Origin of the sequence: Nitrosococcus oceani ATCC 19707, from assembly GCF_000012805.1 — a bacterium.
GTDB classification, from domain to species: Bacteria; Pseudomonadota; Gammaproteobacteria; order Nitrosococcales; family Nitrosococcaceae; genus Nitrosococcus; species Nitrosococcus oceani.
Genome location: NC_007484.1, coordinates 2,366,792 through 2,390,622, shown reverse-complemented (window position 1 = coordinate 2,390,622; position 23,831 = coordinate 2,366,792). Strand labels below are relative to the sequence as shown.

The 23,831-nt window shown below is 50.7% G+C and carries 27 protein-coding genes and 1 pseudogene; 8 read left to right on the top strand and 20 right to left on the bottom strand.

Features of this window, described 5'->3' with window-relative positions; translation table 11 throughout:
• Positions 1-28 precede the first annotated feature (28 nt).
• The 8 genes from msrA to NOC_RS11100 all read right to left on the bottom strand — a co-directional run bounded on the left by msrA (position 29) and on the right by NOC_RS11100 (position 8,145).
• Positions 29-688: a peptide-methionine (S)-S-oxide reductase MsrA gene (gene msrA / locus NOC_RS11135; protein ID WP_002808610.1), complete on the bottom strand. Its 660-nt coding sequence runs from the start codon at positions 686-688 to the stop codon at positions 29-31.
• Positions 689-844: 156 nt separating this feature from the next.
• The gene (locus NOC_RS11130; RefSeq protein WP_002809289.1) at positions 845-1,261 is read right to left on the bottom strand and encodes a DUF423 domain-containing protein; all 417 of its coding nucleotides are present in this window, start codon (positions 1,259-1,261) and stop codon (positions 845-847) included.
• A gap of 58 nt (positions 1,262-1,319) precedes the next feature.
• The gene (locus NOC_RS11125; RefSeq protein WP_011330853.1) at positions 1,320-1,991 is read right to left on the bottom strand and encodes a phosphatase PAP2 family protein; all 672 of its coding nucleotides are present in this window, start codon (positions 1,989-1,991) and stop codon (positions 1,320-1,322) included.
• A gap of 47 nt (positions 1,992-2,038) precedes the next feature.
• Positions 2,039-2,896 (bottom strand): NAD(P)-dependent oxidoreductase, encoded by an 858-nt coding sequence (locus tag NOC_RS11120; RefSeq protein ID WP_002810340.1) that lies wholly within the window; start codon positions 2,894-2,896, stop codon positions 2,039-2,041.
• A gap of 22 nt (positions 2,897-2,918) precedes the next feature.
• Entirely contained in the window at positions 2,919-5,870 is a 2,952-nt protein-coding gene (locus NOC_RS11115) for an insulinase family protein (RefSeq protein ID WP_002811792.1), read from the bottom strand.
• Between the two features lie 67 nt (positions 5,871-5,937).
• Positions 5,938-6,708 carry an HAD family hydrolase gene (locus NOC_RS11110; RefSeq protein ID WP_002808882.1) on the bottom strand — a complete coding sequence of 257 codons (771 nt, stop codon included), beginning with the start codon at positions 6,706-6,708 and terminating at the stop codon, positions 5,938-5,940.
• A gap of 3 nt (positions 6,709-6,711) precedes the next feature.
• Positions 6,712-7,581 carry an Hsp33 family molecular chaperone HslO gene (gene hslO / locus NOC_RS11105; RefSeq protein WP_002811063.1) on the bottom strand — a complete coding sequence of 290 codons (870 nt, stop codon included), beginning with the start codon at positions 7,579-7,581 and terminating at the stop codon, positions 6,712-6,714.
• Positions 7,582-7,851: 270 nt separating this feature from the next.
• Positions 7,852-8,145, bottom strand: a complete 294-nt coding sequence (locus NOC_RS11100; protein ID WP_002809441.1) for a hypothetical protein — start codon at positions 8,143-8,145, stop codon at positions 7,852-7,854.
• Between the two features lie 377 nt (positions 8,146-8,522).
• Between NOC_RS11100 and NOC_RS11095 the strand changes: the two genes are divergently transcribed.
• The 3 genes from NOC_RS11095 (at position 8,523) to NOC_RS11085 (ending at position 9,696) form a co-directional block, all read left to right on the top strand.
• Positions 8,523-8,753: an addiction module protein gene (locus NOC_RS11095; RefSeq protein WP_036497583.1), complete on the top strand. Its 231-nt coding sequence runs from the start codon at positions 8,523-8,525 to the stop codon at positions 8,751-8,753.
• Positions 8,750-9,043, top strand: coding sequence for a type II toxin-antitoxin system RelE/ParE family toxin (locus NOC_RS11090; protein WP_002808648.1), 294 nt, complete (start codon positions 8,750-8,752; stop codon positions 9,041-9,043). Before NOC_RS11095 ends, NOC_RS11090 begins: the two co-directional genes overlap by 4 nt.
• 71 nt (positions 9,044-9,114) lie before the next feature.
• Positions 9,115-9,696 carry a hypothetical protein gene (locus NOC_RS11085; protein ID WP_002810567.1) on the top strand — a complete coding sequence of 194 codons (582 nt, stop codon included), beginning with the start codon at positions 9,115-9,117 and terminating at the stop codon, positions 9,694-9,696.
• A 56-nt stretch (positions 9,697-9,752) separates the two neighbouring features.
• Here NOC_RS11085 and NOC_RS17945 read toward each other — a convergent pair whose 3' ends face one another.
• The gene (locus tag NOC_RS17945; RefSeq protein ID WP_197538958.1) at positions 9,753-10,031 is read right to left on the bottom strand and encodes a hypothetical protein; all 279 of its coding nucleotides are present in this window, start codon (positions 10,029-10,031) and stop codon (positions 9,753-9,755) included.
• A gap of 93 nt (positions 10,032-10,124) precedes the next feature.
• Here NOC_RS17945 and NOC_RS17940 point away from each other — a divergent pair, with 93 nt between their 5' ends.
• Positions 10,125-10,484, top strand: coding sequence for a hypothetical protein (locus tag NOC_RS17940; RefSeq protein ID WP_197538957.1), 360 nt, complete (start codon positions 10,125-10,127; stop codon positions 10,482-10,484).
• A 24-nt stretch (positions 10,485-10,508) separates the two neighbouring features.
• On the opposite strand, the gene NOC_RS18415 is transcribed toward NOC_RS17940, so the two are convergent.
• From NOC_RS18415 to NOC_RS18655, 3 genes and pseudogenes are all read right to left on the bottom strand, one after another.
• Positions 10,509-10,637, bottom strand: a complete 129-nt coding sequence (locus NOC_RS18415) for a transposase (protein ID WP_147094485.1) — start codon at positions 10,635-10,637, stop codon at positions 10,509-10,511.
• Entirely contained in the window at positions 10,634-10,990 is a 357-nt protein-coding gene (locus NOC_RS18660; RefSeq protein WP_256998763.1) for a transposase, read from the bottom strand. The genes NOC_RS18415 and NOC_RS18660 overlap by 4 nt, the downstream gene beginning before the upstream one ends.
• Positions 10,991-11,026: 36 nt before the next feature.
• Positions 11,027-11,359 (bottom strand): annotated as a pseudogene (locus NOC_RS18655) (IS630 transposase-related protein); the annotation flags it as partial.
• Between the two features lie 94 nt (positions 11,360-11,453).
• On the opposite strand from NOC_RS18655, the gene NOC_RS11070 reads away from it, so the two are divergent.
• A complete protein-coding gene (locus tag NOC_RS11070; RefSeq protein WP_011330849.1) occupies positions 11,454-11,798 on the top strand; it encodes a hypothetical protein in 345 nt (114 codons plus the stop codon).
• A 134-nt stretch (positions 11,799-11,932) separates the two neighbouring features.
• Here NOC_RS11070 and rpoD read toward each other — a convergent pair whose 3' ends face one another.
• Together rpoD and NOC_RS11060 are read right to left on the bottom strand one after the other, a co-directional pair.
• Complete coding sequence (rpoD, locus tag NOC_RS11065; protein ID WP_002811299.1) at positions 11,933-13,720, bottom strand: RNA polymerase sigma factor RpoD; 1,788 nt, start codon at positions 13,718-13,720, stop codon at positions 11,933-11,935.
• A 1,041-nt stretch (positions 13,721-14,761) separates the two neighbouring features.
• Positions 14,762-15,964 (bottom strand): SGNH/GDSL hydrolase family protein, encoded by a 1,203-nt coding sequence (locus tag NOC_RS11060; RefSeq protein ID WP_002810597.1) that lies wholly within the window; start codon positions 15,962-15,964, stop codon positions 14,762-14,764.
• Positions 15,965-16,057: 93 nt separating this feature from the next.
• Here NOC_RS11060 and NOC_RS16930 point away from each other — a divergent pair, with 93 nt between their 5' ends.
• Together NOC_RS16930 and NOC_RS11055 are read left to right on the top strand one after the other, a co-directional pair.
• Positions 16,058-16,333 carry a hypothetical protein gene (locus NOC_RS16930; RefSeq protein ID WP_081430974.1) on the top strand — a complete coding sequence of 92 codons (276 nt, stop codon included), beginning with the start codon at positions 16,058-16,060 and terminating at the stop codon, positions 16,331-16,333.
• Between the two features lie 81 nt (positions 16,334-16,414).
• Positions 16,415-16,858, top strand: a complete 444-nt coding sequence (locus NOC_RS11055; protein ID WP_002811192.1) for a hypothetical protein — start codon at positions 16,415-16,417, stop codon at positions 16,856-16,858.
• Between the two features lie 216 nt (positions 16,859-17,074).
• Here NOC_RS11055 and NOC_RS17745 read toward each other — a convergent pair whose 3' ends face one another.
• The 6 genes from NOC_RS17745 to NOC_RS11025 all read right to left on the bottom strand — a co-directional run bounded on the left by NOC_RS17745 (position 17,075) and on the right by NOC_RS11025 (position 22,489).
• Complete coding sequence (locus NOC_RS17745; RefSeq protein WP_002810000.1) at positions 17,075-17,290, bottom strand: hypothetical protein; 216 nt, start codon at positions 17,288-17,290, stop codon at positions 17,075-17,077.
• Between the two features lie 455 nt (positions 17,291-17,745).
• The gene (zwf, locus tag NOC_RS11045) at positions 17,746-19,269 is read right to left on the bottom strand and encodes a glucose-6-phosphate dehydrogenase (RefSeq protein WP_002811369.1); all 1,524 of its coding nucleotides are present in this window, start codon (positions 19,267-19,269) and stop codon (positions 17,746-17,748) included.
• Positions 19,266-20,711 carry an NADP-dependent phosphogluconate dehydrogenase gene (gene gndA / locus NOC_RS11040; RefSeq protein ID WP_002809836.1) on the bottom strand — a complete coding sequence of 482 codons (1,446 nt, stop codon included), beginning with the start codon at positions 20,709-20,711 and terminating at the stop codon, positions 19,266-19,268. Before gndA ends, zwf begins: the two co-directional genes overlap by 4 nt.
• Before the next feature lie 271 nt (positions 20,712-20,982).
• Positions 20,983-21,690 (bottom strand): helix-turn-helix transcriptional regulator, encoded by a 708-nt coding sequence (locus tag NOC_RS11035; RefSeq protein ID WP_002811169.1) that lies wholly within the window; start codon positions 21,688-21,690, stop codon positions 20,983-20,985.
• Positions 21,687-22,130: a DUF2231 domain-containing protein gene (locus NOC_RS11030; RefSeq protein ID WP_002808815.1), complete on the bottom strand. Its 444-nt coding sequence runs from the start codon at positions 22,128-22,130 to the stop codon at positions 21,687-21,689. Before NOC_RS11030 ends, NOC_RS11035 begins: the two co-directional genes overlap by 4 nt.
• Positions 22,127-22,489, bottom strand: coding sequence for a hypothetical protein (locus NOC_RS11025; RefSeq protein ID WP_011330845.1), 363 nt, complete (start codon positions 22,487-22,489; stop codon positions 22,127-22,129). The genes NOC_RS11030 and NOC_RS11025 overlap by 4 nt, the downstream gene beginning before the upstream one ends.
• A 196-nt stretch (positions 22,490-22,685) precedes the next feature.
• Here NOC_RS11025 and tal point away from each other — a divergent pair, with 196 nt between their 5' ends.
• Complete coding sequence (gene tal / locus NOC_RS11020) at positions 22,686-23,816, top strand: transaldolase (protein ID WP_002808927.1); 1,131 nt, start codon at positions 22,686-22,688, stop codon at positions 23,814-23,816.
• Positions 23,817-23,831 lie beyond the last annotated feature (15 nt).

Genomic DNA, 23,831 nt, shown 5'->3' with positions numbered 1-23,831 from the left:
TAGCACAAGCAAAGCAGAGCTACTTTGCTTATTCGCTTAAATTTCTCTCTATCTGGGTTGGGCAGACGACTCCAGTTCCGCCGAGTCCGCAGTATCCCCCTGGATTTTTGGCTAAATACTGCTGATGATAGGATTCCGCGTAGTAAAACTCCGGCGCTGGGCCAATTTCCGTTGTGATCGGGGCGTAACCTGCTTCCTGAAGATTTTTCTCGTAGTTTTTTCTTGAGGCTTCGGCCGCCGTTTTTTGGGCGTTGTTATAAGTATAGATGGCGGAGCGATATTGGGTGCCCACATCATTTCCCTGGCGCATGCCCTGGGTCGGATCATGGGACTCCCAAAAAATCTTGAGCAGAGACGGATAACTGATGATTTTGGGATCGTACACCACCCGCACTGCCTCGGTATGGCCGGTCATGCCCGTGCAGACTTGTTCATAAGTAGGATTGGGCGTATGGCCGCCCGCATACCCTACCGCGCTGGTGTAAACGCCTTCCGTTTGCCAGAATTTGCGTTCCGCGCCCCAAAAGCAGCCCATCCCGAAGAGGGCTTGTTCCATGCCCTCGGGGAAAGGGGGGGTGAGGGGGTGACCATTGACATAATGCTGTTGTGGGACTGGCATTTTTTCCGCTCGGCCTGGCAGCGCCTCTTCGGCAGCCGGTATTTCTATTTTTGGGTGAATTTTAAACATGAAAAGCATCCCTCCTTGCTGTATTTCTGTGCTTTCGGACAGCGCTGTTCCGTAGCTAGTTCAACAAGAGATTATAAATACGAGACTATTCGTAAAAGAGTTTCGGTATAGAGATAAAAGGGAATGGCTAATACTGGTTAGTTGACTCCTGGCACCTTAACTGGTGCGCAACAGGGCCACCGCAAGCAATATCCAGGCAATAATAAAGCTGCTTCCCCCTAAAGGGGCAATAGCGCCTAGCCAGCCTGCTCCCGTGAGCGCCAATACATAGAGACTGCCAGAGAACAGGAGGATACCCGCAAGCATCAAGCCTCCCGACCATTTGATTAAGGCGCTGCTTCCTAGCCAATGGGAAATCATGCCAATTAAAATGAGGCCCAAAGCATGATACATGTGGTATTCAACACCGGTTTGCCAGACTTCCAGCATGCGGGGCTCAAGTTTGGCCCGCAGTCCATGGGCGCCGAAAGCGCCGAAAGCGATACCCAAGGCAGCGATGAAGGCGCCTGTGCTGATAAGAAATTTAGCCACGATGATTGTTGTCCTTCCCAAGAGAATTTTTAAGGCAGCCATGCGCTTTTATACTGCCTTTAAGGGGATGGGAGTTTAACAAAAGGCGGCGCCTTTGTCTTTAGCTCTGGATACCTCTTTCTTTATTTTCAATCAAGGCATATACCAGTTTGGCGGTGAAATAGACGGCAAAGAAAGAGAACACCACATCACTCATAAAGTGGGCGCCCTGGGCAATGCGCGCTAACCCGATGAGACCGCCCAAACCGATCCCGATTCCCAGCCATCTCCGGCGTTGCCTTGGAAAGAGATAGCCAAAGCTTAAGAAATAAAAACCCATGGAGGCATGACCGCAGACGAAGGAGCAATTACGTTCACATTGATCGCTTGGTACGCCTGCCGCGGTAAAAATTTTATCCCCGCCAAACTCGACGATCTGCTTGGGGCGCGCCCGATCCCAGTGGTTTTTGAATACCTCGTTGACCAGCAATCCAGGCCCAAGCAGCAGTACCAAGGCAAGATAGACCGCGGGTTTTCTATGAGCTACGAGATAACGTTGCAATGGATTGAAGCTGAGCAAGATAATAAGGGGGAGGGCAATTTCAAGCAGGTGGACCATGGCGGGAACAAGTTCGTAGAGAAAAACGAATAGTGTTTCTTTCGCCAGGAAAAAGCCGAGTGATGGTTGATAGAACCAGCCGCTGACTGTTAAGTCCAGGGTGGGAAAGAGGAGGAAGATTAAACCCAGAATAAGCATGAGGACGAGATCAACATGCCTCCTAATTAGCCTCATCGGTTGGTCTCCCCCAGGAGAGGCTTCAAAAAATTTTCCCCTGGGGCTTAATCAGGTCGCTTAAGACGGTACAAAGCGGAGATGTCTTCATCGCCCAATCCTTTTTCCAGCAGGCGCTGATAATCGGCAAGAGTTATTTCGGTAATGGGCAGGGGAAAGCCAAGCCGCTTCGCCATTGCCCGGCAAATGCGAAGATCCTTATGGTGCAGGGAAATTTTAAAACCAGGAGTAAATATGCCCTGGGTCATGGTCTTGCCGCGTTTTTCTAGAAACCAGTTGCCAGCGGCGCCGCTGGAGACGACATCAATCACTTTTTCCATGTCTAAACCCTGGGCTTTGCCAAAGGCCAGAGCCTCGGTGACCGCCTCGTTGATTCCCGCCGCCATGATCTGATTCACCGCCTTGGTGGCCTGGCCGGTACCGGCTTCGCCCATATGCACGATGCGGCTAGCTAGGGTTTTGAGCGCTAGCTGGACTTTTGCCAAGGTTGCTCCACGGCCTCCCACCATCATCGCCAAGGTGCCGTTGCGGGCGCCCTCCACGCCGCCCGAGACCGGAGAGTCTAAAAAATCAGCGCCTTCGCTGCGGACGATAGTTGCGGCGCGGCGGGCGGTTTCCCGGCTCACCGTGGAGAAATCTACTATTATTTTGCCGGGGGCAAGACCGGGGAGGAGGGCTTCCAGCAGGGTGAGCACGTCTTTGTCCGTGGAGACGCACATGAATATTGCCTCCACCGCCCCGGCCAATTCCGCCGGTTCGCGTGCATGGGTTATCTTTAATTCTTGAGCCAGCGTTTCTGCTGTTGCCTGGGTTCTGTTCCAGACAGCCTTAAGAAAGCCTCCTTCTGCCAGGTTTCGGGCCATGGGAAGGCCCATGGCGCCCAAGCCAATAAAGCCTACCTGCATGGTCGCTCAGTTGCAGTTCTCGTCATACTTTATAGGTGACCAACTCCAGCCCAGCCAGCTGTTCAAGCTGGGTAGCATTGGTAAGCACGGCAATGCTGGCATTCTCCGGCTTGAGGTAGTTTTCAGCAACCCGTTTAAGATCTTCAAGACGCACCTCCAGTATTTGGCTCCGGAAGCGGCGGCGCTGCTCAGGGGTGCGGCCGTAAAGGCTGTTATAGAAGGCGCTCTTGGCGTCACCAGAAGGTGATTTGGGTTTGTCGATGGCGCTGATGACTCCGAGAATCGCTTCTTCCACAAGGCGCCATTCATGGTCGTTTTCCAGCAACCATTGTACTGATCGGTCAAAATCCTCCAAGGTCTCGGCGAGACGTGGGTCCCGATAGGAAAAGAATCGAAAAGCCGCGCTGTCCGAATCTTGCCCGGCGCCGCCGCCATAGGCGCCACCCTGTTCGCGAATGGCCCGGTGAAGGTAGTTATTGCGGAGGAATCCTCCCAGTACCGTAAGGGCTGCCGCATCGGAATGGCCGACAGGCACGGTAGGATAAGCCTTAGCACAGAAATTAACTTGCGTGCTCGTGGTCCAGGCTTGGCCCACGGAAGCGCGCACTTCTGGCAGGCGCAAAGGGGTAAACTTCGTTCCGGTTTCTGAATTGGAAGATCCGCGCTGACTCAAGGCCGCTAAAAATTCTGAGCGATATTCTTGTTCGCCGATGAGTAACCACTGACGGGGAGCGGCGAGGAGGCGATCGTGGATATGGCGGAATTTATCGGCTAGCGCTTGGCGGGCGGCTTTACTGTCGAGACTTTCATCCAGTTGTTGCAGCAAGGAAATTCCCGCCAGCCCGGTCAGGCGATGGGTCAGGGCGGCGGTTGGACTCATCCCGCTGGCCGCCGCTGCCATGGCGAGGGCATGGCCACTGCCGGTGATCTGATCTTCCCACTCGGCCCGGCGCTGGGCAATCACTTCCCGGAGGTGGTCCAGTTCATCAAATCGCACCTCCCCCAGTGTGGTTTGCAGGAGCTCGGTGAGTTGCGCATGGTTAGCAGCGAGGGCTTTACTGGACAGGACAAAATGGCCATTTACCTGTTGGACATTGTCTATTTGGCCCCGCAAGGTGGTGCTGGCGTTGATGCCACCACTGATGCTATCTTGCCAAGCTTGGGTTTGACGGTAATCCCGGTTGCCGACCCCCAATTCCGTGAGACAGGCGGTATAATGGGGTAATACCTCCAGCAGTTCATCTTCCAGGTGGGGCATGTCAATGACGATCTGTTGATATGCCAAGCCATTCGTGCCCTGAGCAAAAAAGGTGGCCGGTAGGTTACCAGCCGTTTCCGGAATACCCTGGGGAATGGAAAGGGTAGCGGGAATGTCTTCGATCCCCACCTTGGGCAGAAAATCCGGGTCATCTGGCTGTTGTTGGCGGGCCGCAAGCTCGGCAGCCAGTTTTACCACGGCTGCTTTTTGCTCCTCGTCCATGGCTGCCTTCAAGGCCGCGAGGCGGGCTTTTTCCGCTTTAGCGCGGCGGGCGCCGAGGCTAGGATCAGGCTTGAGGGTCAAGCGTACCCGGTGAAGGTTGCCAAGAAGATTCTCCTGTACCAAACTCTTAATGAAACCAGGGTCTTTGATCTCCTGGCGCAGTTTTTCCAGCACCGGATCGAGATTGAGTAGAGCTACGGGGTCGCCATTGTGAATAGCGCTCGATAGCCCTTCGAGTATCAGCTGAAGGCCATAGGGCATTCCATCGCCACCGATCTCCCGTTGATGCAGTTCCAATTGGTGCAGCACGGCTTCAACTTGTTCCTGGGGAACGCCTTGTTCGGCCACTTCTCGCAGGACTTCTAGCACCCGTTGTTCCAGCGCCTCGGCATGCTCCGGCTGAGTCCCCTCAAGGCCGCAGATAAAACTCATTTCACGGTTGTTATCCTCCAGGCCGCACAGGGGAGAAGGGGCGGCGCCCAGGCCGCAAGTCTCCAGGGCATGGCGCAAGGGGGAGGCGCTATTATCCAGTAATACGCCGGAAAGCAGATGGGCCTTGAGTTGCTCCTCTAGGTCGGTGCTTCGGCCGAGCAACCAGCCCAGTACAATGTGGGTTTTATTGGCCGCGTCCTCGGTTTCCAGGGCATAGCTTTCTTCTACTCGCAGCGGCGCGGAGTAGCGTTTTTCATCCCCCACGTTAAGCTTCATCTCAAGCCGATCAAACTCGGAGAGAGCTTGGGATTCGAACGCTTGGTGGTGTTCCTGAGCTGGGATGTCGCCAAAAGTCATGAACACCGCATTGGAGGGATGGTAATGGGTTTGGTAGAAACTCTTGAGTTGTTCATGGCTGAGGTCGGGAATGCGTTCTGGATCGCCCCCACTGTTATAGTGATAGGTCGTCGTAGGGAACAGATGACTGGAGAGGGTTTGCCAAAGGGTCGCCACCGGCGAACTCATGGCCCCCTTCATTTCATTGAATACCACGCCTTTAAATACTAAATCGGTCTCGGGATCAGTGGGGTTTTCGAACTCCACCCGGTGCCCCTCCTGGGCAAAGTCTAGGGGATGGAGGCGGGCGAAAAAGGCGGCGTCCAGGTAGATTTTTAGAAGGTTGCTGAAATCTTTTTTATTTTTGCTGGCAAAGGGATAGGCCGTCCAGTCGGCGCTGGTAAAGGCATTCATGAAAGTATTGAGGGAGCGCCGCAGCATCATAAAGAAAGGGTCGCGCACCGGATAATTTCTGCTCCCGCACAGGACAGTATGCTCCAGAATATGAGCTACCCCTGTGGAATCCGTGGGGACTGTGGGAAAAGCCACCAAGAATACATTTTCTGGGTTATCCGTGGCGAGATGGAAATGTTTCGCGCCGGTCTTTCGGTGGCGGTATTCCTCAACAGTAAGGTTAAGAGAATCAATCGGTTGACTGCGTATCCTGTCAAATGCCGGATGGGTTGAAGAACGTGTTTTGGGATTGATGATGGCGGTATTATTCATAGTCTCTTTGCACTTTCCCCTCTTGGCTGAAGCCAGGGGAGGAAAGTGCCTCTCCTGGAGGTTAAAATTAAAACAAGTTTGCGGATGGCTTCTGGGTTTTAGTTTCCTGTAAAAGCCACTGTTCAAATTCGTGAAAGTTTTTGATGGTGGCCTCTGGGGGTGGCAAATCCGCTGGCCAGGGGGTTTCTAGCCGGTTAATCCAGACTGCGCGCATGCCTACTTGCTGGGCGGCAATAATGTCGCATTCTGGATGATCGCCTACATGGACGGCCTGATGGGGCTCAGCACCTGCCTGTTCCAACGCTCGATAAAACATGTCCGGCGCGGGTTTGGCGGCCCCCGCTATAGCAGGGGTCAGGGAAAAATGGAAATGAGCTTTTAACGGTGTGTATTGAACATCGGCATTGCCATTCGTGAGCGAGGCAAGGCGGTAAGTACGGGCTAGTTTTTCAAGGACGGGCGGGACATCCGTGTAGGGGGTTACCCAGTTCCTGGCTTCGAGAAAAATAGCAATGGCCTCTTCCGCTAAGCCTGGTGAATAGCCAAATTCCTCGAGCAGCAAGCGCAGGGAAGCGGTGCGCACGGCTGTCAGATCGTACGCAATCTCGGTATACCGTTCTCGAATAAATCGTCTATGGCTCCGCAGGCTCTCCAGATCGTGCTTGGCTGTCAGGTATGGGGCTTGCTGTTGAAGCCACTTAAATTGGGTTTCTTCAGCTTTTCTCAATACAGCTTTGCTAGGCCAGACGGTTTCATCTAGATCGAGGGTAATAAGGGCTAAATTGGAAACAGATTGTGATTCGCAAGGAGGCAGGGAAGCCGGTTGTGATATCGCCATGGCTTAATGTCGTGTAGAGGTCACTGGAGCTTTCACTTGTTCAGTAAATAGTTGCTCCATGTCCACTCGGTCAAAATTATAATGGCGGTTGCAAAACTCACAGTCTACTTCAATTATGCCTTGTTCTTTCAAGATAGATTCCATCTCCTCTCGTCCTAAAGCTGCTAGGGTTTGTTCGATCCGCCCCCGGGAACAACCACAGCGAAAAGAGACCGGCTCTGGCTCAAACAAACGAACTTGCTCTTCATTGAATAGGCGGTAGAGCAGCTCCGTGCTGGGCAACGATAGCATTTCTTGTGTCGTGACCGTACTTGCTAGCAGCGCGATACGCTCCCAGTCAGTCTTGTGCCCTTGTTGAGAGGGGAGTTCCTGGAGGAACAATCCCACTGCCTGCTGCTCATCCGCAACCAGCCAAAGGCGAGTTCGAAGTTGTTCCGAGCGGGAAAAATAAGTTTGCAGTGCTTCCGCCAAATTCACACCCTCTAGGGAAACAATGCCTTGATAGGGGTTTTTTCCTTCTGTTTGGATAGTAAGTGCCAGTCGGCCAGAACCATAAGTTTCCGATAGTGATCCATGAGGAACATCGCCATCCCAGCGGGCTAATCCACGCAAAGTTCTATGATGAGTAGCTTGTGCTACTAGGGTTTGCAGAGGGCCTTCACTTTGCGTCTGGAGGATGAGGGAGCCTTTAAATTTAATGGTAGCCGAGAGCAAAATCGTAGCCGCTAACGCCTGACCGAGTTGGGACTGTACAACGGCGGGGTAATCATGGCAGGCAAGCACGGCCCGCCAGCTAGCGTCGAGCTGTACCAGTTCGCCCCTGATTTTAGCTTCTTCAAATAAGAAGCGATGTAGGTTATCCCGATTATTCATTAAAGGAAACTTACCGAGATTTAATATAGGTTATATACATACAATATAGGAAACGTCATTAGACACCCTTTTAGGGCGGAGTTCAATGGCGCTTATACGATTATATAAAATTTATTTATAATTATCAAGGAGTTGAAAATATGGATGGGTATCTCTTGCTATTGAGTGTTTTACTAGTATTAACGTTGGGAGCCTTTTTTATGGGTTTAATCCACTATCCTGTTGGATGGTTGATCTTGACGGCCTTGCTAATCATGAGGGTGGGTCAACTTAGAAACCGAAGGCATAAAAGTTAGAGGAGAGAGGTTCGATGATTGAGGAATGAGATGCAGAGGAAGGGTTTGTGAGGTGGTCGCTATGGGGTAGGAGAAAGGGAGGGAGGGGGATTACCCCTCCAAGTTCTCCAATGGGCTTGTCACCCCATGGCCGCCCTAATTTAAAATATGGCTGTAAATCATCGTCGTTCATCGCCTGGTTTTGCGTGGCAACCGCTACATTCCACTCTACTGCCAACCCGCTTAAAAAAGACTCAACCTTTGCCTCGGCTTTCAACAAACAACTCATCTTTCTCTGCCAGCCGATGAAACCTAATAAACTATTTAATCCATCTGCTGTAAGTTCTCTCCGTATGAAGGGAGTCATGTTTTAAGCGCATAATCCGGCGAACTTCTTCCAGCCAAGTAGGGGTGTTTTCCCTTGACATCTTTTAGCTAGCATTTATGATAATTTCTAAAAAATATGCAGGCGTATTTGCCCTATTTTTAAATTAATATCAAGTTATTAGGGCAAATTTACCTAAATAGGAACTTATCCTGGCAAAAACCCCTAATTTATTGGGTAATATCAACTTATCAGGGCGTATTTACTTGAGAATAAATTGTTAGGTGCGGCAGCAGCAGGGCCGAGATACACGTAATAAGTTGACTATGCGAGGTTTTGTTATGAAGTCTGATATCGAAGAAATCGCCGAAAAAGCCCTCAAGCTCCCATCAACCGCTAGAGCGTCCCTAGCGGAGCTACTGTTGGAAAGTCTAGATTATGAAGAGGACTTTCTGATTTCAGATGAGTGGATGAAGGAAATTCAGAAACGCTGTCGTGAAATAGATGAAGGAAAAGTACAGCTCATATCAGCAGAAAACGCCTTGGTCCAGCTTCAGAAAAAATATTCATGAAACCCTGTTGGTTTCATCCGGAAGCGTTTGCAGAGGCCGATGAGGCGGCTGCATTTTATAAAGAGCAGCAGTCTAATCTTGAGGTACGCTTTCTGGAAGCGTTGAACGACACGATTTCCCGAATAAGGAGAAATCCATTGATCTATCGTCGCATCGAAGGGGAAGCAAGGAAGTGTCGGATACTGCGCTTTCCCTATGGTGTCATATACCGCGTTAGTAATGAGCGCATAGAGATCATCGCGGTCATGCATCTTAGGCAGCGGCCGGGTTATTGGAAATCACGCACCTAACTCGGTGCTCAACTCGGACGCCTCCTTCGTCGGCGCAGTCAACTCCCCGAAGTTGTAAAAAAGGAACAGATATGGATTTAGAAATGGCTCGCACAATTGCAGCCTTTGGGGGGCTAGGGCTCGGAATTATCAACTTGGGAATACTTGCTCATAAAGAGTATTTTAGGAAACCAACATTTAGAGCAAGCCTTCATGGTGCTAATATTCGTGCTATAGAAGATGGAACATATGATATCCAGCTTAATCTTGAACTTAGTTCCCGTGGCGGCAATGTGTATTTGAAGGAAATCTATTTTATACACCAAACGCCAATTTTTAATCCAGGAAAAGGCATCAATAAAAGAACCGTTTATAAGGCGGTTAGCTATCCCGGCTATTGCTCGCTGAACTCTGGTGCAGAGCACTTTATAAGCAAAGCTAAAGAGCTATATAAAAACTCATTTAACATTGTTAATGCTAAGCTTGAAAACAAAGAAAGCAAGCTAGTGAGTGTAATCGACCGTATCTGTACAGAACGATATATGGATGGCTTTTGGGAGTGGCCAGAAAATAATTGGACACTGGAGATTGTTACTTCGGCTAATTCAGTGACTATTGCCTTTTGTTTCGAAGTGCATGAGTCAAATAAATCGAATTCGTTTACTCACAGCTGACAAGACGCTCGTGTAGGACGCTTGCTTCGCTGCGCGCCCCACACACAGCTTTAGCGTTAGCCAGTAGGAGCCCGACTTGCGTAACGCAACCGATCAAGATATTGATGAAAACGAGCACCTGTGGCGCTATTTAAAGACAGAGCGATTCGTAGATCTTCTACAGACAGGGGAGCTTTACTTCGTTGCTGCCCGTCAGTTTCAAGATCCGTTCGAAGGTGCAACTGCTGTACTGCCTCCCGATGCCTCCATTGACCCTCGCTACTCGCTTGGAAGGTGATCTTGGCGAGCGCGTGTTTGAGCAGCTTCGCCGACTGACAGAAATCAGTTGCTGGCATCGTTCTTCGTATGAGAGCGATGCACTGTGGCAACTCTACGCAGGCGCCTGTACAAGCCTTGGGAGGTTGTCAGCATCAGCTGCAACCTTCCGATTGGAAGCCCAGCATAAGGGCGAAGAGTTTTGGGGCGGCAATGTGAAGTATGTTGGCTTACTTCATGAAAGACTTCGCATCAATGCAATTGGAAAATTCTGGCACAAGCACATGGCATTCTCGTCGAAGCGGGAGTTTCGCCTCAGAATTTCACTTAGCTTTGCTGAAGAGTTTGGCGTAACTGTGCCAGAGCAAAGAATTCGGGCTCCTTTCGACTTTGACATGCTTGTGGATCGCATTTTTCTAGATCCATCTCTTGAGCCCCAGGATGTACAGCTCACACGAAAGAGCGCAGAAATGGCGAGCTTAGGGGATCGCGTTAGGGTCTCAAGCTTGCTCGGAACTCCAAGATACACGTAGCGCTGGCTAGTATAGTAGTTCGCATTAATAATAGGACAATATGAGTTGATCGATTGTTGTGTCTTGCGGGATACCTTGCCTTCGTTTTTTGAGTGCGCCAAATGTTCTTTCGATGGGATTTAAGTCGGGTGAGTAGGGCGGTAGCGGGATCAAATAGTGAGATAGCCCTTGGCCAGAATATCTTGAACGCGTTTATGGTTGTGAAATGAGGAATTGTCCATGACCACGATGGTGGGTTCATGCAGTTCTTTCATTAGGCATTGTTCAACCCACATTTCAAAAAGCTGTGCATTGCACGATCCTTTAAACAGCATCGGCGCTAGCCATTCTTTCTCCCGGCCTTTTGCGCCGTGGCGCTGTGCCATGAGCAGATTTGTTCTACGTTTGCGCTGTCCTGTGATTTCGCCAAAGATTCTACAGCCCTTCACCGCCCAGCTAGATGGCCTGGGTGTAGGGGCATCAAAGCCAGTCTCATCAACGTCAATCAGGTTCTTGAATCCAAACATTCGATGCTCGGCTTTGAGTTTCTTACAAAACTCTTGCCTTTTCATAAGGCAACGCTCTTTATACTGACGTTCTTTTTTTACGATCCCCAACTTCTTCAACATCCGCCCCATTGAGCTGGTGTGAACATCAAAGATAGCAGCCCGTTCATGAAGATACAGATCAGGGAATTGCTGAGCATGTGCCTTGAGAGCCATTTTATCGATCTTCCTACGGCGAAAACCAGGCTTTTAAGGACGCAAATCATCCATTCCAAGCCATCTATACAGCGTATGGCGCGAAATATTGAATATTCGAGCAGCGTCGCTCTTGCTACCGCCATTATTTACGTACGAGATTACGGCTTCTCTCAGGTCTATTGAATACCTCATCCGTAAACATAGCATGTAACCTTATTAATGCGAACTACTATAACAAGGCGTTGCGGCGGACAAGCCGCTGAATGCGGCGTTATACCTAATAGATATGCCTGAATACGTCTACATCATGTTGTTATCGCTTTTCGCTGGGCCTGCCCGCCTTGATTTTATGCATCCCGCATTTTTGAGGCAAAGATCTCGGCAGTTTATGGTTGCTTTCGGCGGTGGTGCGCTTATATCTGCTGTGGCACTGGTCTTAGTGTCTGATGGGGTTAGTAAACTATCACCTTTAACCGCAGCCTTATGTCTCGGAGCAGGAGGAGTTTTCTTCTACCTCCTCGATATGCTTTTGAATCAACTAAAAAGCTCAGCCGGTCAGCTAGTTGCCATGCTTTCCGATTTTATTCCCGAAGCTATTGCTTTCGCCGTTGGTGAGAGCACCGGTAGATAAACCAAACGAAATAAAGAGGCGCCCGGAACTTATTCCTTGTTCCGGTGCGCCTGAAGGGTTGGGGGTAATCTTTGCAGGCTTTTTTGTTCCTATAAACCCTTTCCTATAGAGGATAGCCATTTTTAAATGGTGGCCTAGTCTTCGAGAAAGTTGCGCAGGGCCTTGGAGTGGCCCAAGCGACGCAGTTTACCCAAGGCTTGAGCCTCGATTTGCCGGATTCGTTCCCGGCTCAAATCAAATTGCTGGGCCACTTCTCCCAAGGTATGGTCAGTGTCCATACCGATCCCAAAGCGCATGGCAACCACCTGGGCCTCTCGGGGAGAAAGTGCTGCGAGCAACTGCTGGGCCCCGGTCTGCAGTCCGGCTGTGATAGCAACCTCCATGGGATTTGGGACTTGCTCGTCTTCCATGAGTTCACCTAATTGCGAGTCCTCATCTTTACCTAGGGGGGTTTCCAAGGAGATGGGTTGTTTAGCGATCTCGTGCATACGATGAATCTGTTGCTCGGACAGGGCGAGACGTTCGGCCAATTCCTCAGGACGGCCTTCGCGGCCTTTTTCCTGTCGGAGCTGGTAGGAGGCCCGGTTGAGTTTGCTGAGTTTCTCCATCACATGGACCGGAATACGGATAGTTCGGGACTGATCGTCAATAGCTCGCGTAATTGCCTGCCGGATCCACCAATGGGCATAGGTAGAGAATTTATAGCCCCGGTGGTAATCGAATTTGTCCACCGCTTTCATCAAGCCGATATTCCCCTCTTGGATCAAATCCAGAAAGGTCAATCCCCGATTGCGATACTTCTTCGCTACCGAGACCACCAGGCGCAGATTGGCCTCCACCATTTGTGCTTTAGCCCGCTGCGCTTGAAATTGGCTTCGGACCAGGCGTTGGTGAATTGCCTTGAGCTCGTCCAGAGGGAGTCCCGCCTCGACTTCCACCTGAAGCAGTACTGCTTGGGCTGCTCGAAGCGTTTTGGCTTGGGTCTGCAGCCCTTGCCGGTCTATCCGACTGTGGGCTAGAAGGTCATCCAACCACTGGGGATGAGTGGTACCGCTGGAAAAATTGTGCCAAAAGTCCTCTTGGGACATCTCACCTTGATGGATACAGCAGGACCTTATGATTTGTTCCTGGGTTTGGGCTTTGCTTATCCAGCCTTGCACCAATTGAGTCAGCTGATTAATTCTGGACGGAATTAGGCGCAGGAACTGAAATTCCCGAGCAAGTTTCCTTCGCAGCTCTCGTGCTCGGGGGCTTGCTACCCCTTCTTGGGCTAAAGTTGCCTCTAGGTTGCCATAAAGAGTGCGGACTCGGGATAGATGCTTGCTCGTTGCTTCCAAACTTGATTCTTTCCCGTCCTTTATCTCAGTTTCTTCTATTTCTGGTTCAGTAAAGCCAGTTAGCCAGTCTTTCAAACGGCCCTTGCCTGTGGCCACTTCTTCGGCCCAACGTACCAGCTCAGCCACGGCTGCGGGACAGTTACCTAAGGCTTCGGTGCTTTGGCTTAATCCTGTCTCAATCGCCTTGGCTAAGGTGATTTCTTCCTCGCGGGTAAGGAGTGCATGGGCGCCCATCTCCCGCATGTAGGCATAGACCATATCACTAACTGCTCCCGTGCTTTCTCCTTCTAAAGTCGGAAGTGTTTCAGCTATTTCCTCCTCCGAGCTATTTTTAAGCAATAGTGTGGAATCTAGGGCTTCGTTAAATTCATCGAGACCCTGGTGATGATGAAAGAGATGGGCCATGGTTTCAGCCTCATCACTGTCCTCCACTTCCTGTATAATGTAGTCTTGTAACTCTTCCTCAGTCAGCAAACCTTGCGCCTTGCCTTTGAGAATAAGCCTTTTCAGCTCCTCTTGTCTCATTTCAAAATCCATGGACCTATTCTCCTGTATTGCTAATATACGATGTTTTTTAAAAACCATTTACTATGGTATGGTTAAGTAAATTGAGATCCGAGGCTTCTGCCCCCCATAGCCAGCCTTTCGTCGTGAAGGCAGTGATATTTCTGCCGTTGTGGGGTTGATGCGGCACGCCATCGTTACATTTTTTCTCCTTGGAGTGGCATGGACTCTCCATTCACCGTTAGGAGTTAGAAATGTAGGATTAATTTGGGCCGCTCTGGCATCTGCTAGGATATATTCCGTTTTTGGTGACGATCCCGAAGGGATCTCAATGAAAATATAGAGGCTTGAATTTATAGAATACTGCCTATGCCCTCAAAGCGCCTTTATGGCCAAGGGTTGTCCTTCCCCCCCGTGTCTCTTGAATTTAATCCGTTATATTGCCTTAAGGTGTTCTTGAGAGATAGCACCAGATTGTAATAAGTAATAGAACCGCTTTCCTCTGCCTGTGAGAAGACTATGGGTTTTTGTAGGGGATAGGGTATGCGGTGCCCCGCCATTATTATGTTATTTCGGCTTTTCATTCAGTATTTTTTTCGATGTTTAAAGAAATATCCAACTGAAAAATAAGAAAATCGCCCTCCATATTCAGATTTTTGGCTAACTCAAAATTAGATCATGGATAAGCGGTAAAGTTCATAAATCTTCTAATCTTTAGCGTGGAGTAACCGGGTTTATTGTCATCGCCATGGATCAGCAGTAGGCAGCTATCGGGCCAAAGTTAAGCGGCACCCCGCGCGGAGCGGGCGCTTAGGATGAGCGCATCGCAAGCAGGAAGCAAGGCCACGAAGCGCCGACCTATCTCCTGTTGGATAATTTATACATTTGACCGCTGTATTGCCACCCCGATCCAAGAGCGCTCTCTATCAGACGCGCTTCTCCTACTATCTTAACTTGGGCCGTGCTCTAGCCTACCTTTCTTCAGGGCGACCATGAGCTCAAGCTTTCTGGTTCAAATGTTGGCGCTCGTGTAGTTGGATCACTGCCGCCGGGTAGTAGGCGGTGTTGTTAGCAAGTCGCTGCGACCGATGCTGGTATTGCCGGAATGGTAAACTGGCCGAGCTATAGCAAGATCGGCTTGGCGTTCGTTTCTGAATGAGATTGTGCTCGAATTCCACCGAGACCCCAAAGCCCGAGTTTAAATCTGCCTTGTCTTGTGAACCCTAATCCTGCTAGACCGAGCCCAATCAGTACTAGTGTGGTGGGTTCGGGGATCTCGGTTCTTACCACGGCATCAGCAATCAGACTGTAGGTTCGTGCGGTCGGATGGAGCAGGTCCCAGAAAATACGATCATTCGGCTCAAACCCAGGCGCACAGAAATTGGTCAATGCCCTCTGGTCGATGCAAAATGCAAAGCCGGGTGGGACGCCCAATGAGGTCAATGCCGCTACGTCGGGAAAGCCTGTGGCTGCGGGATCTGCTAGGGCCGCCGCTAGTAAGTTATCAAATATCGTGTGGATATCGAGCAGCGTGATCTCAATTCCAAGGGTGGCGGAAACCTCTGTGATCATTCTCTCTAGCCCAATATTAAAGAGCTCCGTCCCCGCAGTCAGCTCGGCTTCCCGTCCTGATAGAATCCCCAATGGGGTACTCCCGAGATCGGGTAAGTTTAGAACAAGGAATTTTTCAGCCCCCATCGCCGCAAGATCCTCAATAGTCATACGAATATTGGTCACCCCGGATGCTGCCACGTCTGCGGAAGCCAAAGTACCAGCGGGGCTGAACTCAGGAGCGAATATCAAGTCGTTTGCCCCTGCCCAAATCGTATACCTTGCATTGCTTGGTGCCGTGCCACCGCTCACTAGACTAAAGAGTTCGACTTGGGACAGTGCGGCGCCCGGCAGCGCTACCTCGCCTTGTAAACCAGGAAGTATTGGTGCGCCCACAAGGCCGTCATTACTGTTGCGACTCGGTAGTGTCCCCAGACTAGAGAAATCAAACGGCCAAGGTCCCGTATAGGCCCCGCCTATGGCGAAGTTGTCGATTTCTCCGGCCAGTACGCCGCTTGAATAGACATTGTTAGGCGCTCCGAGACCATAGTCAGCGGCAATTTGATCCACCCAATTGAGGCCGTTTGAAAATTTTTCCGCATAGGGAGGGCTGGGTGGAAGCGCGCCACCGCTCAGGCTAAACATATTTCCGGTGTCAGACAGGCTATCGCCAAAAATGATCATGGGGATCGGCGAAGCGATAACGCTGCTCGGACTAAGTAAGATGAGTAAAATGAGACAAATATGAGAAATGTGAAGGGAGAAGTTTCTCATTGGGAATCAAACATCCTATAAATTTCGGCCGCTTCCGGAATTCCAAATCTATATAACGTACCTATTGTGGAAATCGGCCTTTGGAGTTTCGCCATGACTGATGTCGATTTTGTTCCTACAAAACCTCATCAGCCTGGAGAGTTCGCGCTTCAATGGGTGCCTCGGGCTGGCCACGACTTAGCGCGCAAGGCCCTCGGTTGGGTATCACCCTCCACGCGCATCACTTCCCCTCCTACCGAGGGTAGGTCGCGCTACTGGCAACGGGAAAATCATAGCGCGAATTCATGGAAAAACGCAAGTAACCTGGCTCTCGCACGCTCGCTGGGGGGTCGTTCACCATCCATGGAGAACTCCAATGTTAGTTCTTAGTTTTTCTTGAAAAGCAAAATGGAAATGCTACCTTTATTTAAGGAGATAGAGATCTTACTTCAGGGAAGAGAGTTGTGAAAGGTGCTTAAGATCTTGGGTCTATCCTGCGCCTCCTGTCACACGCTTAAGGGTAAGGCCAGACATGTTCTCTCCAACAATGAGGTAAATCCGCTTGTTCAAGATCCAGCAAACGCTACCAACGCCTGCCGCGCCCTCACTTCCCAATGGGAGGCGGACCATTTGTGGGCGACCTTCTCTTCCCAGGTCTATAAGGACCGAGCAGATGCCTATGAAGTCGCAATGCGTGAGCTGCTCTCACCATTTCGTGTGTCCAAAATCAACGTTTTGCCGGTATCGGCTGGACCTTTCCCGGCTGGCACGCCATTGACTTTTGTCTTTAGCCGCGACCCGGAGACCAATGTACTTCTCTGCGATGATATTGTTGAAAATCGAGGCCATTACTATGGTTCGGAACTTCCCGAGGAAGACAAAGAGGCTCTTATTTCTTGGCTCAAGCGACAATAAGCCCTTCGCTGTAATTAGGTATACCAATGAAAAGCAACGGGATGGCCTATATGCAATATTTCAGGTTTCGTTGCGTTAGTTTTTGAATAAGATTTAATTATTTTGAGTATTCCCGTAAAAAAATAAACGGCACTTCCTTGTGCCGCAGTCATAAATTAAAATTGTTATCCCTAACAAGTTAAGGGAGAGGAGGGTCAATCAAAGAGTAAAATTTTGCTATATAGCCTGTAATTTAATAGAGTTGGTAATGGGTTTCGTTTCTTTGCACTCTGGTTTTTGCTCTCTCTTATAGGTCATGGCTTTTTCAGATGCATAGCGCAGATACACCCGTTCTGCTTCTCGCCGTGTATCAAAAAATCCCACCTCACCTTCCCCCGTGACAAAATACCATCCCCTTTGCGCCGCACAGCGAAAACGAGTTTGTTTCCTCATTACTAATGTGCCTCCTTTAGCCTATTTCCCACCATTGGCTGCTATAAAGCCTTTCACAATCCATGCCAGATTAAGTTTTATAGAAATAACAAAGGGTTGTAAAAAACCTGTCCTGGTAGGTAATTTAAAGTGCGGGATTTCACATCATTTAATACGGCAAAAGACTAAAAACTTATCGTTTCACCTTTTTTGAGGCAGTTCGGTATAAGTTAAATGCCGATGGTATAACGGTTGATCGGAAAGAAAACGAAAGTTAAGAGAGAATTTTTGTCCTGATTAAGTGTCATCGATCAGGGCAGAGAGCAAACTCGTTGGTAGGTGGATGAGAGAATAGCTAAGCGCTTATGTTCCTATTTCTTTGAGTTTGGTAATAAATAAAGCCCCGAGTTGAAATTTTTTTCGACGCTTTATCGCTTGCCCAATTGAAAAAGACGCTGATTCCATGGGGGCTCAAGCTATCCTTCCCGCTCAGACAGGCTAGGAGCGAGCCAGCTTCTGCCGCTATGGGCGATTAAAACCTCGGCGGTCTCCGGTCCCCAGGTGCCGGCATGGTAGTTGGGGAAGTCTATGGCGGGGTTAGTCTCCCAAACGTTGAGTATGGGCATCAGCAGGCGCCAAGCGGCCTCTACTTGATCCGCTCGGGTAAATAGGGTGGCATCTCCTTGCATAATATCCCAAAGCAAGGTCTCGTAGGCGGTAGGCGAAGCGGTCTGGAAAGCCTCCTGGTAGCTAAAACGCATTTCTACTGGACGCAGGATTAGCTGCGGACCGGGCTGTTTAGCCATAAACCTGAGTACGATCCCTTCCTCGGGCTGCAGCCGAATGACCAATTGCGCTGGCTGGGCGTTAAGTCCAGCTGAGGCCGGAAAAGCCTGATGGGGTACTTCCTGAAAGCGAATGGAAATCTCCGAGGCGTCTACTGGCAAGCGCTTGCCAGTACGCAAATAAAAGGGCACCCCTTGCCAGCGCCAATTGTCTATGTGTAACTCCAAGGCGCAATAAGTCTCAGTATTGGAATCAGGGGCGACTTCGTCTTCCTCCCGGTAAGCGGGCACTTGAGTCCCCCTTATCCAACCTGCCCCATACTGGCCCCGGGCAGCATAGCGTCCTACTTCTTCTTCCGTTATGGGCCGTATAGCATGCATGAGATCCATCCGGCGGTCCCGTAAATCATAGGCATTAAAGGCGATCGGGGGCTCCATGGCCACTAAGCATAATAGTTGCAGGAGGTGGTTTTGAACCATGTCCCGTAGTGCCCCGGCTCGTTCGTAATAGCCGGCCCGATGCTCCACACCCAAGGTTTCAGCTGCGGTAATGGCGATATGGTCAATATAACGGCGATTCCAGATAGGTTCGAAAATAGGATTGGCAAAGCGCAGCGCAAGGATGTTTTGCACAGTTTCCTTGCCCAAAAAATGATCCATGCGATAAATTTGGGATTCCTCAAAGTGATGGTTCAAAGCTTGGTTAATTTCACAAAAGGATTCCAAGTTATGGCCCAGGGGTTTTTCCACGACAACTCTGGCGTGTTGCCGTTCCTTGGCGAGACCCGCTTCGCCCAAGCCATTAGCTAGGTCAGCAAAGAGAAAGGGTGGCGTGGCCAGGTAAAACACCCGTTCAGCCTTCCCATGCCAGGCTTTATCCTGCTCTGCCAGCGCTTTCGCTAGTTGGGTATAACTGCCCGGGTCCGTAATGTCAGCCTGGTGATAGCGGAGCAATTGGGCAAAGGATTGCCAGGTTTTCTCATCAGGGATAGGCCGGCGGGAATGCTGTTGGATACCTTTCCGGTAATGTTGGGCCAGGGAGTGCTGATCATAATCCTGGCGATCAATACCCATTAGCATCCATTGCTGGGGAAGGGATTTATCCAGGTAGAGGTTAAACAAGGCCGGTAGAATGAGGCGCCAGGCAAGATCACCTCCGGCGCCAAAAAGGACAAAGACGGTAGGCGGTTGCTGGGAAGAGTGCGATTCCATCATTTATTTTTGCTCCATTCCACATGAAAGTTACCTTCCCGATCGGTACGTTGGAAGGTGTGGCCGCCAAAATAATCCCGCTGGGCCTGGAGTAAATTAGCGGGCAGCCAGGCACCACGATAACTATCGTAGTAGCTAAGCGCGGTCATAAGTCCGGGGGCGGGGATTCCCCAGTAGCTTGCCGCGCAGACTACTTCCCTGAGATCCGCATGGTTTTGAGCGATGGTGGCCGCATAGGTAGTATCAAGAATGGGGTTGATGAGGCTGGGATCGCGCTGGTAAACGGCGCGCAACTGCTCCAGTAATTGGGAACGGATAATGCACCCTCCGCGCCAGATGCGCGTGACCGTTTCTAGGGAGAGATGGTAATCATAATGCTGATTTGCGACTTGCAACAGATGCATGCCCTGGGCATAGGTCAGTTGCATTGCCATCTGGAGGGCGTTACCCAGTTGGGTCAGGAAAGCTTCCCGGTGAACCGGCATCATCTCGCTAGGTCCCTTTAACAGTTGACTGGCCTGTTGGCGCTGCGCCTTTATAGCGGAAAGTACTCGCTGGGTAACGGCGATATCAATGAGGGGCGTCGGCGTCTGAAGGGTGAAGCTTTCCTGAGAAGTCCATTGACCCGTGCCTTTTTGGTGGGCGGTGTCGAGAATATTATCTAGCAGATAACCTTCCCCCAGAGGGTCCCGTTGCAGCAGGATATCGGCGGTAATTTCCAGGAGAAATCCTCCCATGGGGCCCTGGGCCCAGCTTTCATAAATCGGATGCATCTTTTCATGGCTAAGGCCCAGTCCCCGGTACATCAAGTCATAACTTTCGCTGATGAGCTGCATCAAGCTATATTCAATACCATTGTGAACCATCTTCACGTAATGACCGGCTGAACCCCGTCCCAGCCAGTCTACACACGGCTCTTCCCCCACTTTTGCCGCAGCGGCCTCCAGCATGGGGCGCAGCCTTTCCCAAGCAGTTGAATCGCCTCCAGGCATCATGCTTGGACCGTGACGGGCGCCGGCCTCGCCACCGGAGACTCCCATTCCCACAAAGTGGACATTTTGTTGCGCGAGGGTTTGAATACGGCGATCAGTATCCCGAAAATGAGAATTCCCTCCATCAATCAGGATAGTGCCTTGCTCAAGGTCGGGGCTGAGATCCTGGATAACGCCGTCCACTGGATCGCCGGCGGGAACGAGCAGGAGGATGAGCCGTGGCTGGCGGAGGCTGGCTATAAAGGGCTGGATATCATGGTAGGCTTCCATCGGTGCATCTTCTGCAAGCTGTTTTTGGGCCATCTGAGTCAGGCGGGCTCCTTTCTCGGGATTTCGATCATAGCCCGCCACGTTAAAGCCCTGCTCAGCAATATTAAGCCCTAGATTGGCGCCCATCACCCCGAGACCAATGATTCCAATATCCGCAGATGTTGGTGATTGTGGATGGGTCATCTTTTTCTCCTATGTAGGTAAATACTTATTTAATAAAGATAAGGGCTAAGAATAAACGAAGTTCTCCCGCAGGCTTGAGTCCCTTATGGAAGGTCCAGAGTGTCGTTCTATGAAGAAGCCTAGGACTGGTGGAAACTAAAGTCAAAGCACGCTTGCGCTTATCGGCGTGTAGGTAGGTGGAGCGGTAAAAACAACCAAATGTTCTGGCACGAAGCCGGCGCAGAGCGGGGAATTATTGGAAAACATGGGTCTGGAATAGAGCAAGTTGAAATCAGTCCCGGTGAAATGGCGACTCCGTTTCAAAACTGAAACGGTAATCGGGCTCTAGGGGCTGATCAGCAAGCACGCGAAAAGCGCAGTGGCGATCACCCTCCTGGAATTTGGCTTCCCGGCGGACGCGCACGCCAAGGAGCCGGCTTAAAGTAGCCAGGGTAACGCTGCAAAGCTGGGGGCGTTGAAGGGCCAGGTTGAGATACGGACAATTACGTTCCACCAGCAGGTAGCCCCTTTCATCTTGTTCTACATGAGTGTAGGGATCTTGTTCGAAATAAATCCCCGTTAAGGCTTCAATACGCTCTGGCAGAGACAAACCACGCAGTTTTGTTTCCCATCGCGCTACCTGTTTATCAGTGAGCGCGGCAAGCAAGGTACGCACAGCTTCCTCGCCGAAATTGTCAGCCAGCGTATCCAGGAATTCCAGGGACAAGGAATCGTAAAATTTCGGAAATAAGTGATCGCCGGCTGGAGTCAATGCAAACACTGCGGCTGGACGGCCTTGGCTAAGGGATTTAAGCCTTCCCACACGCTGGATCCAACCTTCCTCTTGCAGCGTTGCTAGGTGTTGACGGACCGCCTCCCGGGTTAGGTTCAGGCGATCCGCCAGTCCAGCCAGGGTGGTGCTGCCTTGGGCTTTAAGGTAACGCAGAATCTCACCCTGGGTTTCCGGTAGACTTTCCAAGAGGGTAGCGGTTGGTCTCATACCGGATCACGGTATACGTTAACGCCGTGATAATAAACGAGTCGTGCGCCCCGATGGCTACCGATAGCCAGTAGCACAAATCCGGCCAAACTAAGGCCGGCAAGCCAGACAGGCATAGTTTCTGGAGGCACGCGCGTACGTACGAGCAAATCCAGCAAGAAAATTCCCCAGGCCGTGCTCATGTAAAGCATGTGGCGTTGTACTGCCGGCAAGGCAGTGTGGGTGCGGTCAAGTAGTAGGAAATCAACCCAGCCTGGCACCATGGCTGCTAAGCCAGTAAGCGCGCCAGCGGCCAGCGCCCAGTAGGCCACAATCCAGGCGCTTGGCTGACCAGTAATGAGAAAGACGCCGTCAGCCAGCAACGCGGTGGTCCAGGCTACGATAGGGAAGTGCACCAACATAGGATGCACAGGCGCTCCACCCAGCCGTAAACCGGTCATAATACGCTAGGTGGTTGCTGCAATAGGGTCCACAGTAAGAGCAGGACACCCGTTACCGCGAGCAGGGCGTGGATTATGATCAACTGTCGGGGATGGGGCTCCTGGCGTACCTGAAAGCTCAACAGATAAAAGCCCCCTAGTGCCGCAACAATCAATATTCCCAGAGCAATTTTGAGTATCCCCGATGCCGTACCTAGAATTACCGCGGCTATCAGCAACACCAGACCGGAGGCGACCAACACCCCATGTCCCGCCGCTAGCAGCCACGGAATCTCTTGTCCACGGAAACTGCGGGTAGCCATCACCGCGCCGCCCAGCGCCCCCGCCAGAAACAGCCCTAATGCCCAGTAAAGTAACATATTTATCTCCTTTTTCTCTTATTTATACAAGCGATCACTTGCTAAAATATAGCAGGCACTCTCTGTAAGTCAAGGGGTATATGGGGGGCAATAAAATTTTTCACCCTTTCTAAGGGAGAGGTTGTCTAAACTATAACTATAGAAAATATTTGGAGATTGAAAAATTTTCAAACCCCAAGCCGATGAGGTAACTTTTATGAACCCTGCAGAGAATAAAAATAGCTTAGTCCTGTTGCGTGAGCTAGGCCAATCGATTTGGCTCAATGGTATTGACCGTCAGAAACTTACGGATGGTACCTTAGAGCATTTGATTGAAGCATACGGCCTTGCGGGTCTCAGTATTAGCCCTGCTACTTTCGGGAAAGCGATTACGCAAGATAACTGTTATCAAGCTGTTATAGAAAAGGAAGCCAAGGCAGACTACTCGGCCAGTGAAATCTATGAACATCTGATAGTGGAAGATGCCCGCCTAGCTGCTGATCATTTCCAATCGCTTTACCGTCAAACCGAGGGACGGGATGGTTTTGTTAGTCTGGAAATTTCCCCTCTGCTCGCCCATGATACCGAGGCCACGGTGCAGGAGGCGAGACGTTTGTGGCAAGAGGTTGATCGGCTTAATATCATGCTTGCCATCCCCGCTACCAAAGCCGGGTTACCCGCCATCGAACAACTCATCAGCGACGGCATTAATGTGAATGTCACCCTTCTGTTTTCCGTAGGACGTTATCTGGAAATGGCCCATGCTTATAGAGGGGGGTTGGAGAAACGTTTGGCAAGGGGGCAGCCGATTAACCGGGTGGCTTCGGTCGCTAGTTTTTTCCTGGGTCGGATTGATCTTAAGGTGGATCGTCTTCTGGATGAAATCGCTAGGGAAAGTGATTCCTACCGCACTGAAATAGCCCGTGGGCTGCGGGGCAAAGCGGCTCTGGCCAGTGCGGGATTTGCCTATGAGCGCTTTGGAGAATTCTATGAGCAGTCCAGCTGGGAACAGCTTGCCGAACGAGAAGGCCGGAAACAACGCTTGCTGTGGACTTCCACCTCTACTAAGGATCCCTTTTACAGCGATACTAAATACGTGGACTCCCTTATCGGTCCAGAAACGGTGAATGCCATGCCCATGGCCACCCTGGATGCCTATCGGGAACACGGGCAACCTGAAATCCGGATATGGACGGCGGTTCATGAGGCTTCCGACATCATGCACCAGCTAGCGGAACTGAAAATTGACCTGCGCATTGTGGATGAAAATTTGGAGAAGGAAGGAATAGCCCAGTTCATTGAGCCTTATAACCAGTTGCTAGCGACTTTGGAGCAACGCCGGAATTAGCTCTGGGAGGCCGCC

Bases quoted from the DNA above. Each gene is read 5' to 3' on its own strand.
- msrA (WP_002808610.1), bottom strand. From the start codon at position 688: ATGTTTAAAATTCACCCAAAAATAGAAATACCGGCTGCCGAAGAGGCG.
- NOC_RS11130 (WP_002809289.1), bottom strand. From the start codon at position 1,261: ATGGCTGCCTTAAAAATTCTCTTGGGAAGGACAACAATCATCGTGGCT.
- NOC_RS11125 (WP_011330853.1), bottom strand. From the start codon at position 1,991: ATGAGGCTAATTAGGAGGCATGTTGATCTCGTCCTCATGCTTATTCTG.
- NOC_RS11120 (WP_002810340.1), bottom strand. From the start codon at position 2,896: ATGCAGGTAGGCTTTATTGGCTTGGGCGCCATGGGCCTTCCCATGGCC.
- NOC_RS11115 (WP_002811792.1), bottom strand. From the start codon at position 5,870: ATGAATAATACCGCCATCATCAATCCCAAAACACGTTCTTCAACCCAT.
- NOC_RS11110 (WP_002808882.1), bottom strand. From the start codon at position 6,708: ATGGCGATATCACAACCGGCTTCCCTGCCTCCTTGCGAATCACAATCT.
- hslO (WP_002811063.1), bottom strand. From the start codon at position 7,581: ATGAATAATCGGGATAACCTACATCGCTTCTTATTTGAAGAAGCTAAA.
- NOC_RS11100 (WP_002809441.1), bottom strand. From the start codon at position 8,145: ATGAGTTGTTTGTTGAAAGCCGAGGCAAAGGTTGAGTCTTTTTTAAGC.
- NOC_RS11095 (WP_036497583.1), top strand. From the start codon at position 8,523: ATGAAGTCTGATATCGAAGAAATCGCCGAAAAAGCCCTCAAGCTCCCA.
- NOC_RS11090 (WP_002808648.1), top strand. From the start codon at position 8,750: ATGAAACCCTGTTGGTTTCATCCGGAAGCGTTTGCAGAGGCCGATGAG.
- NOC_RS11085 (WP_002810567.1), top strand. From the start codon at position 9,115: ATGGATTTAGAAATGGCTCGCACAATTGCAGCCTTTGGGGGGCTAGGG.
- NOC_RS17945 (WP_197538958.1), bottom strand. From the start codon at position 10,031: ATGCCAGCAACTGATTTCTGTCAGTCGGCGAAGCTGCTCAAACACGCG.
- NOC_RS18660 (WP_256998763.1), bottom strand. From the start codon at position 10,990: ATGTTTGGATTCAAGAACCTGATTGACGTTGATGAGACTGGCTTTGAT.
- NOC_RS11070 (WP_011330849.1), top strand. From the start codon at position 11,454: ATGCCTGAATACGTCTACATCATGTTGTTATCGCTTTTCGCTGGGCCT.
- rpoD (WP_002811299.1), bottom strand. From the start codon at position 13,720: ATGGTTTTTAAAAAACATCGTATATTAGCAATACAGGAGAATAGGTCC.
- NOC_RS11060 (WP_002810597.1), bottom strand. From the start codon at position 15,964: ATGAGAAACTTCTCCCTTCACATTTCTCATATTTGTCTCATTTTACTC.
- NOC_RS16930 (WP_081430974.1), top strand. From the start codon at position 16,058: ATGACTGATGTCGATTTTGTTCCTACAAAACCTCATCAGCCTGGAGAG.
- NOC_RS17745 (WP_002810000.1), bottom strand. From the start codon at position 17,290: ATGAGGAAACAAACTCGTTTTCGCTGTGCGGCGCAAAGGGGATGGTAT.
- zwf (WP_002811369.1), bottom strand. From the start codon at position 19,269: ATGATGGAATCGCACTCTTCCCAGCAACCGCCTACCGTCTTTGTCCTT.
- gndA (WP_002809836.1), bottom strand. From the start codon at position 20,711: ATGACCCATCCACAATCACCAACATCTGCGGATATTGGAATCATTGGT.
- NOC_RS11035 (WP_002811169.1), bottom strand. From the start codon at position 21,690: ATGAGACCAACCGCTACCCTCTTGGAAAGTCTACCGGAAACCCAGGGT.
- NOC_RS11030 (WP_002808815.1), bottom strand. From the start codon at position 22,130: ATGACCGGTTTACGGCTGGGTGGAGCGCCTGTGCATCCTATGTTGGTG.
- NOC_RS11025 (WP_011330845.1), bottom strand. From the start codon at position 22,489: ATGTTACTTTACTGGGCATTAGGGCTGTTTCTGGCGGGGGCGCTGGGC.
- tal (WP_002808927.1), top strand. From the start codon at position 22,686: ATGAACCCTGCAGAGAATAAAAATAGCTTAGTCCTGTTGCGTGAGCTA.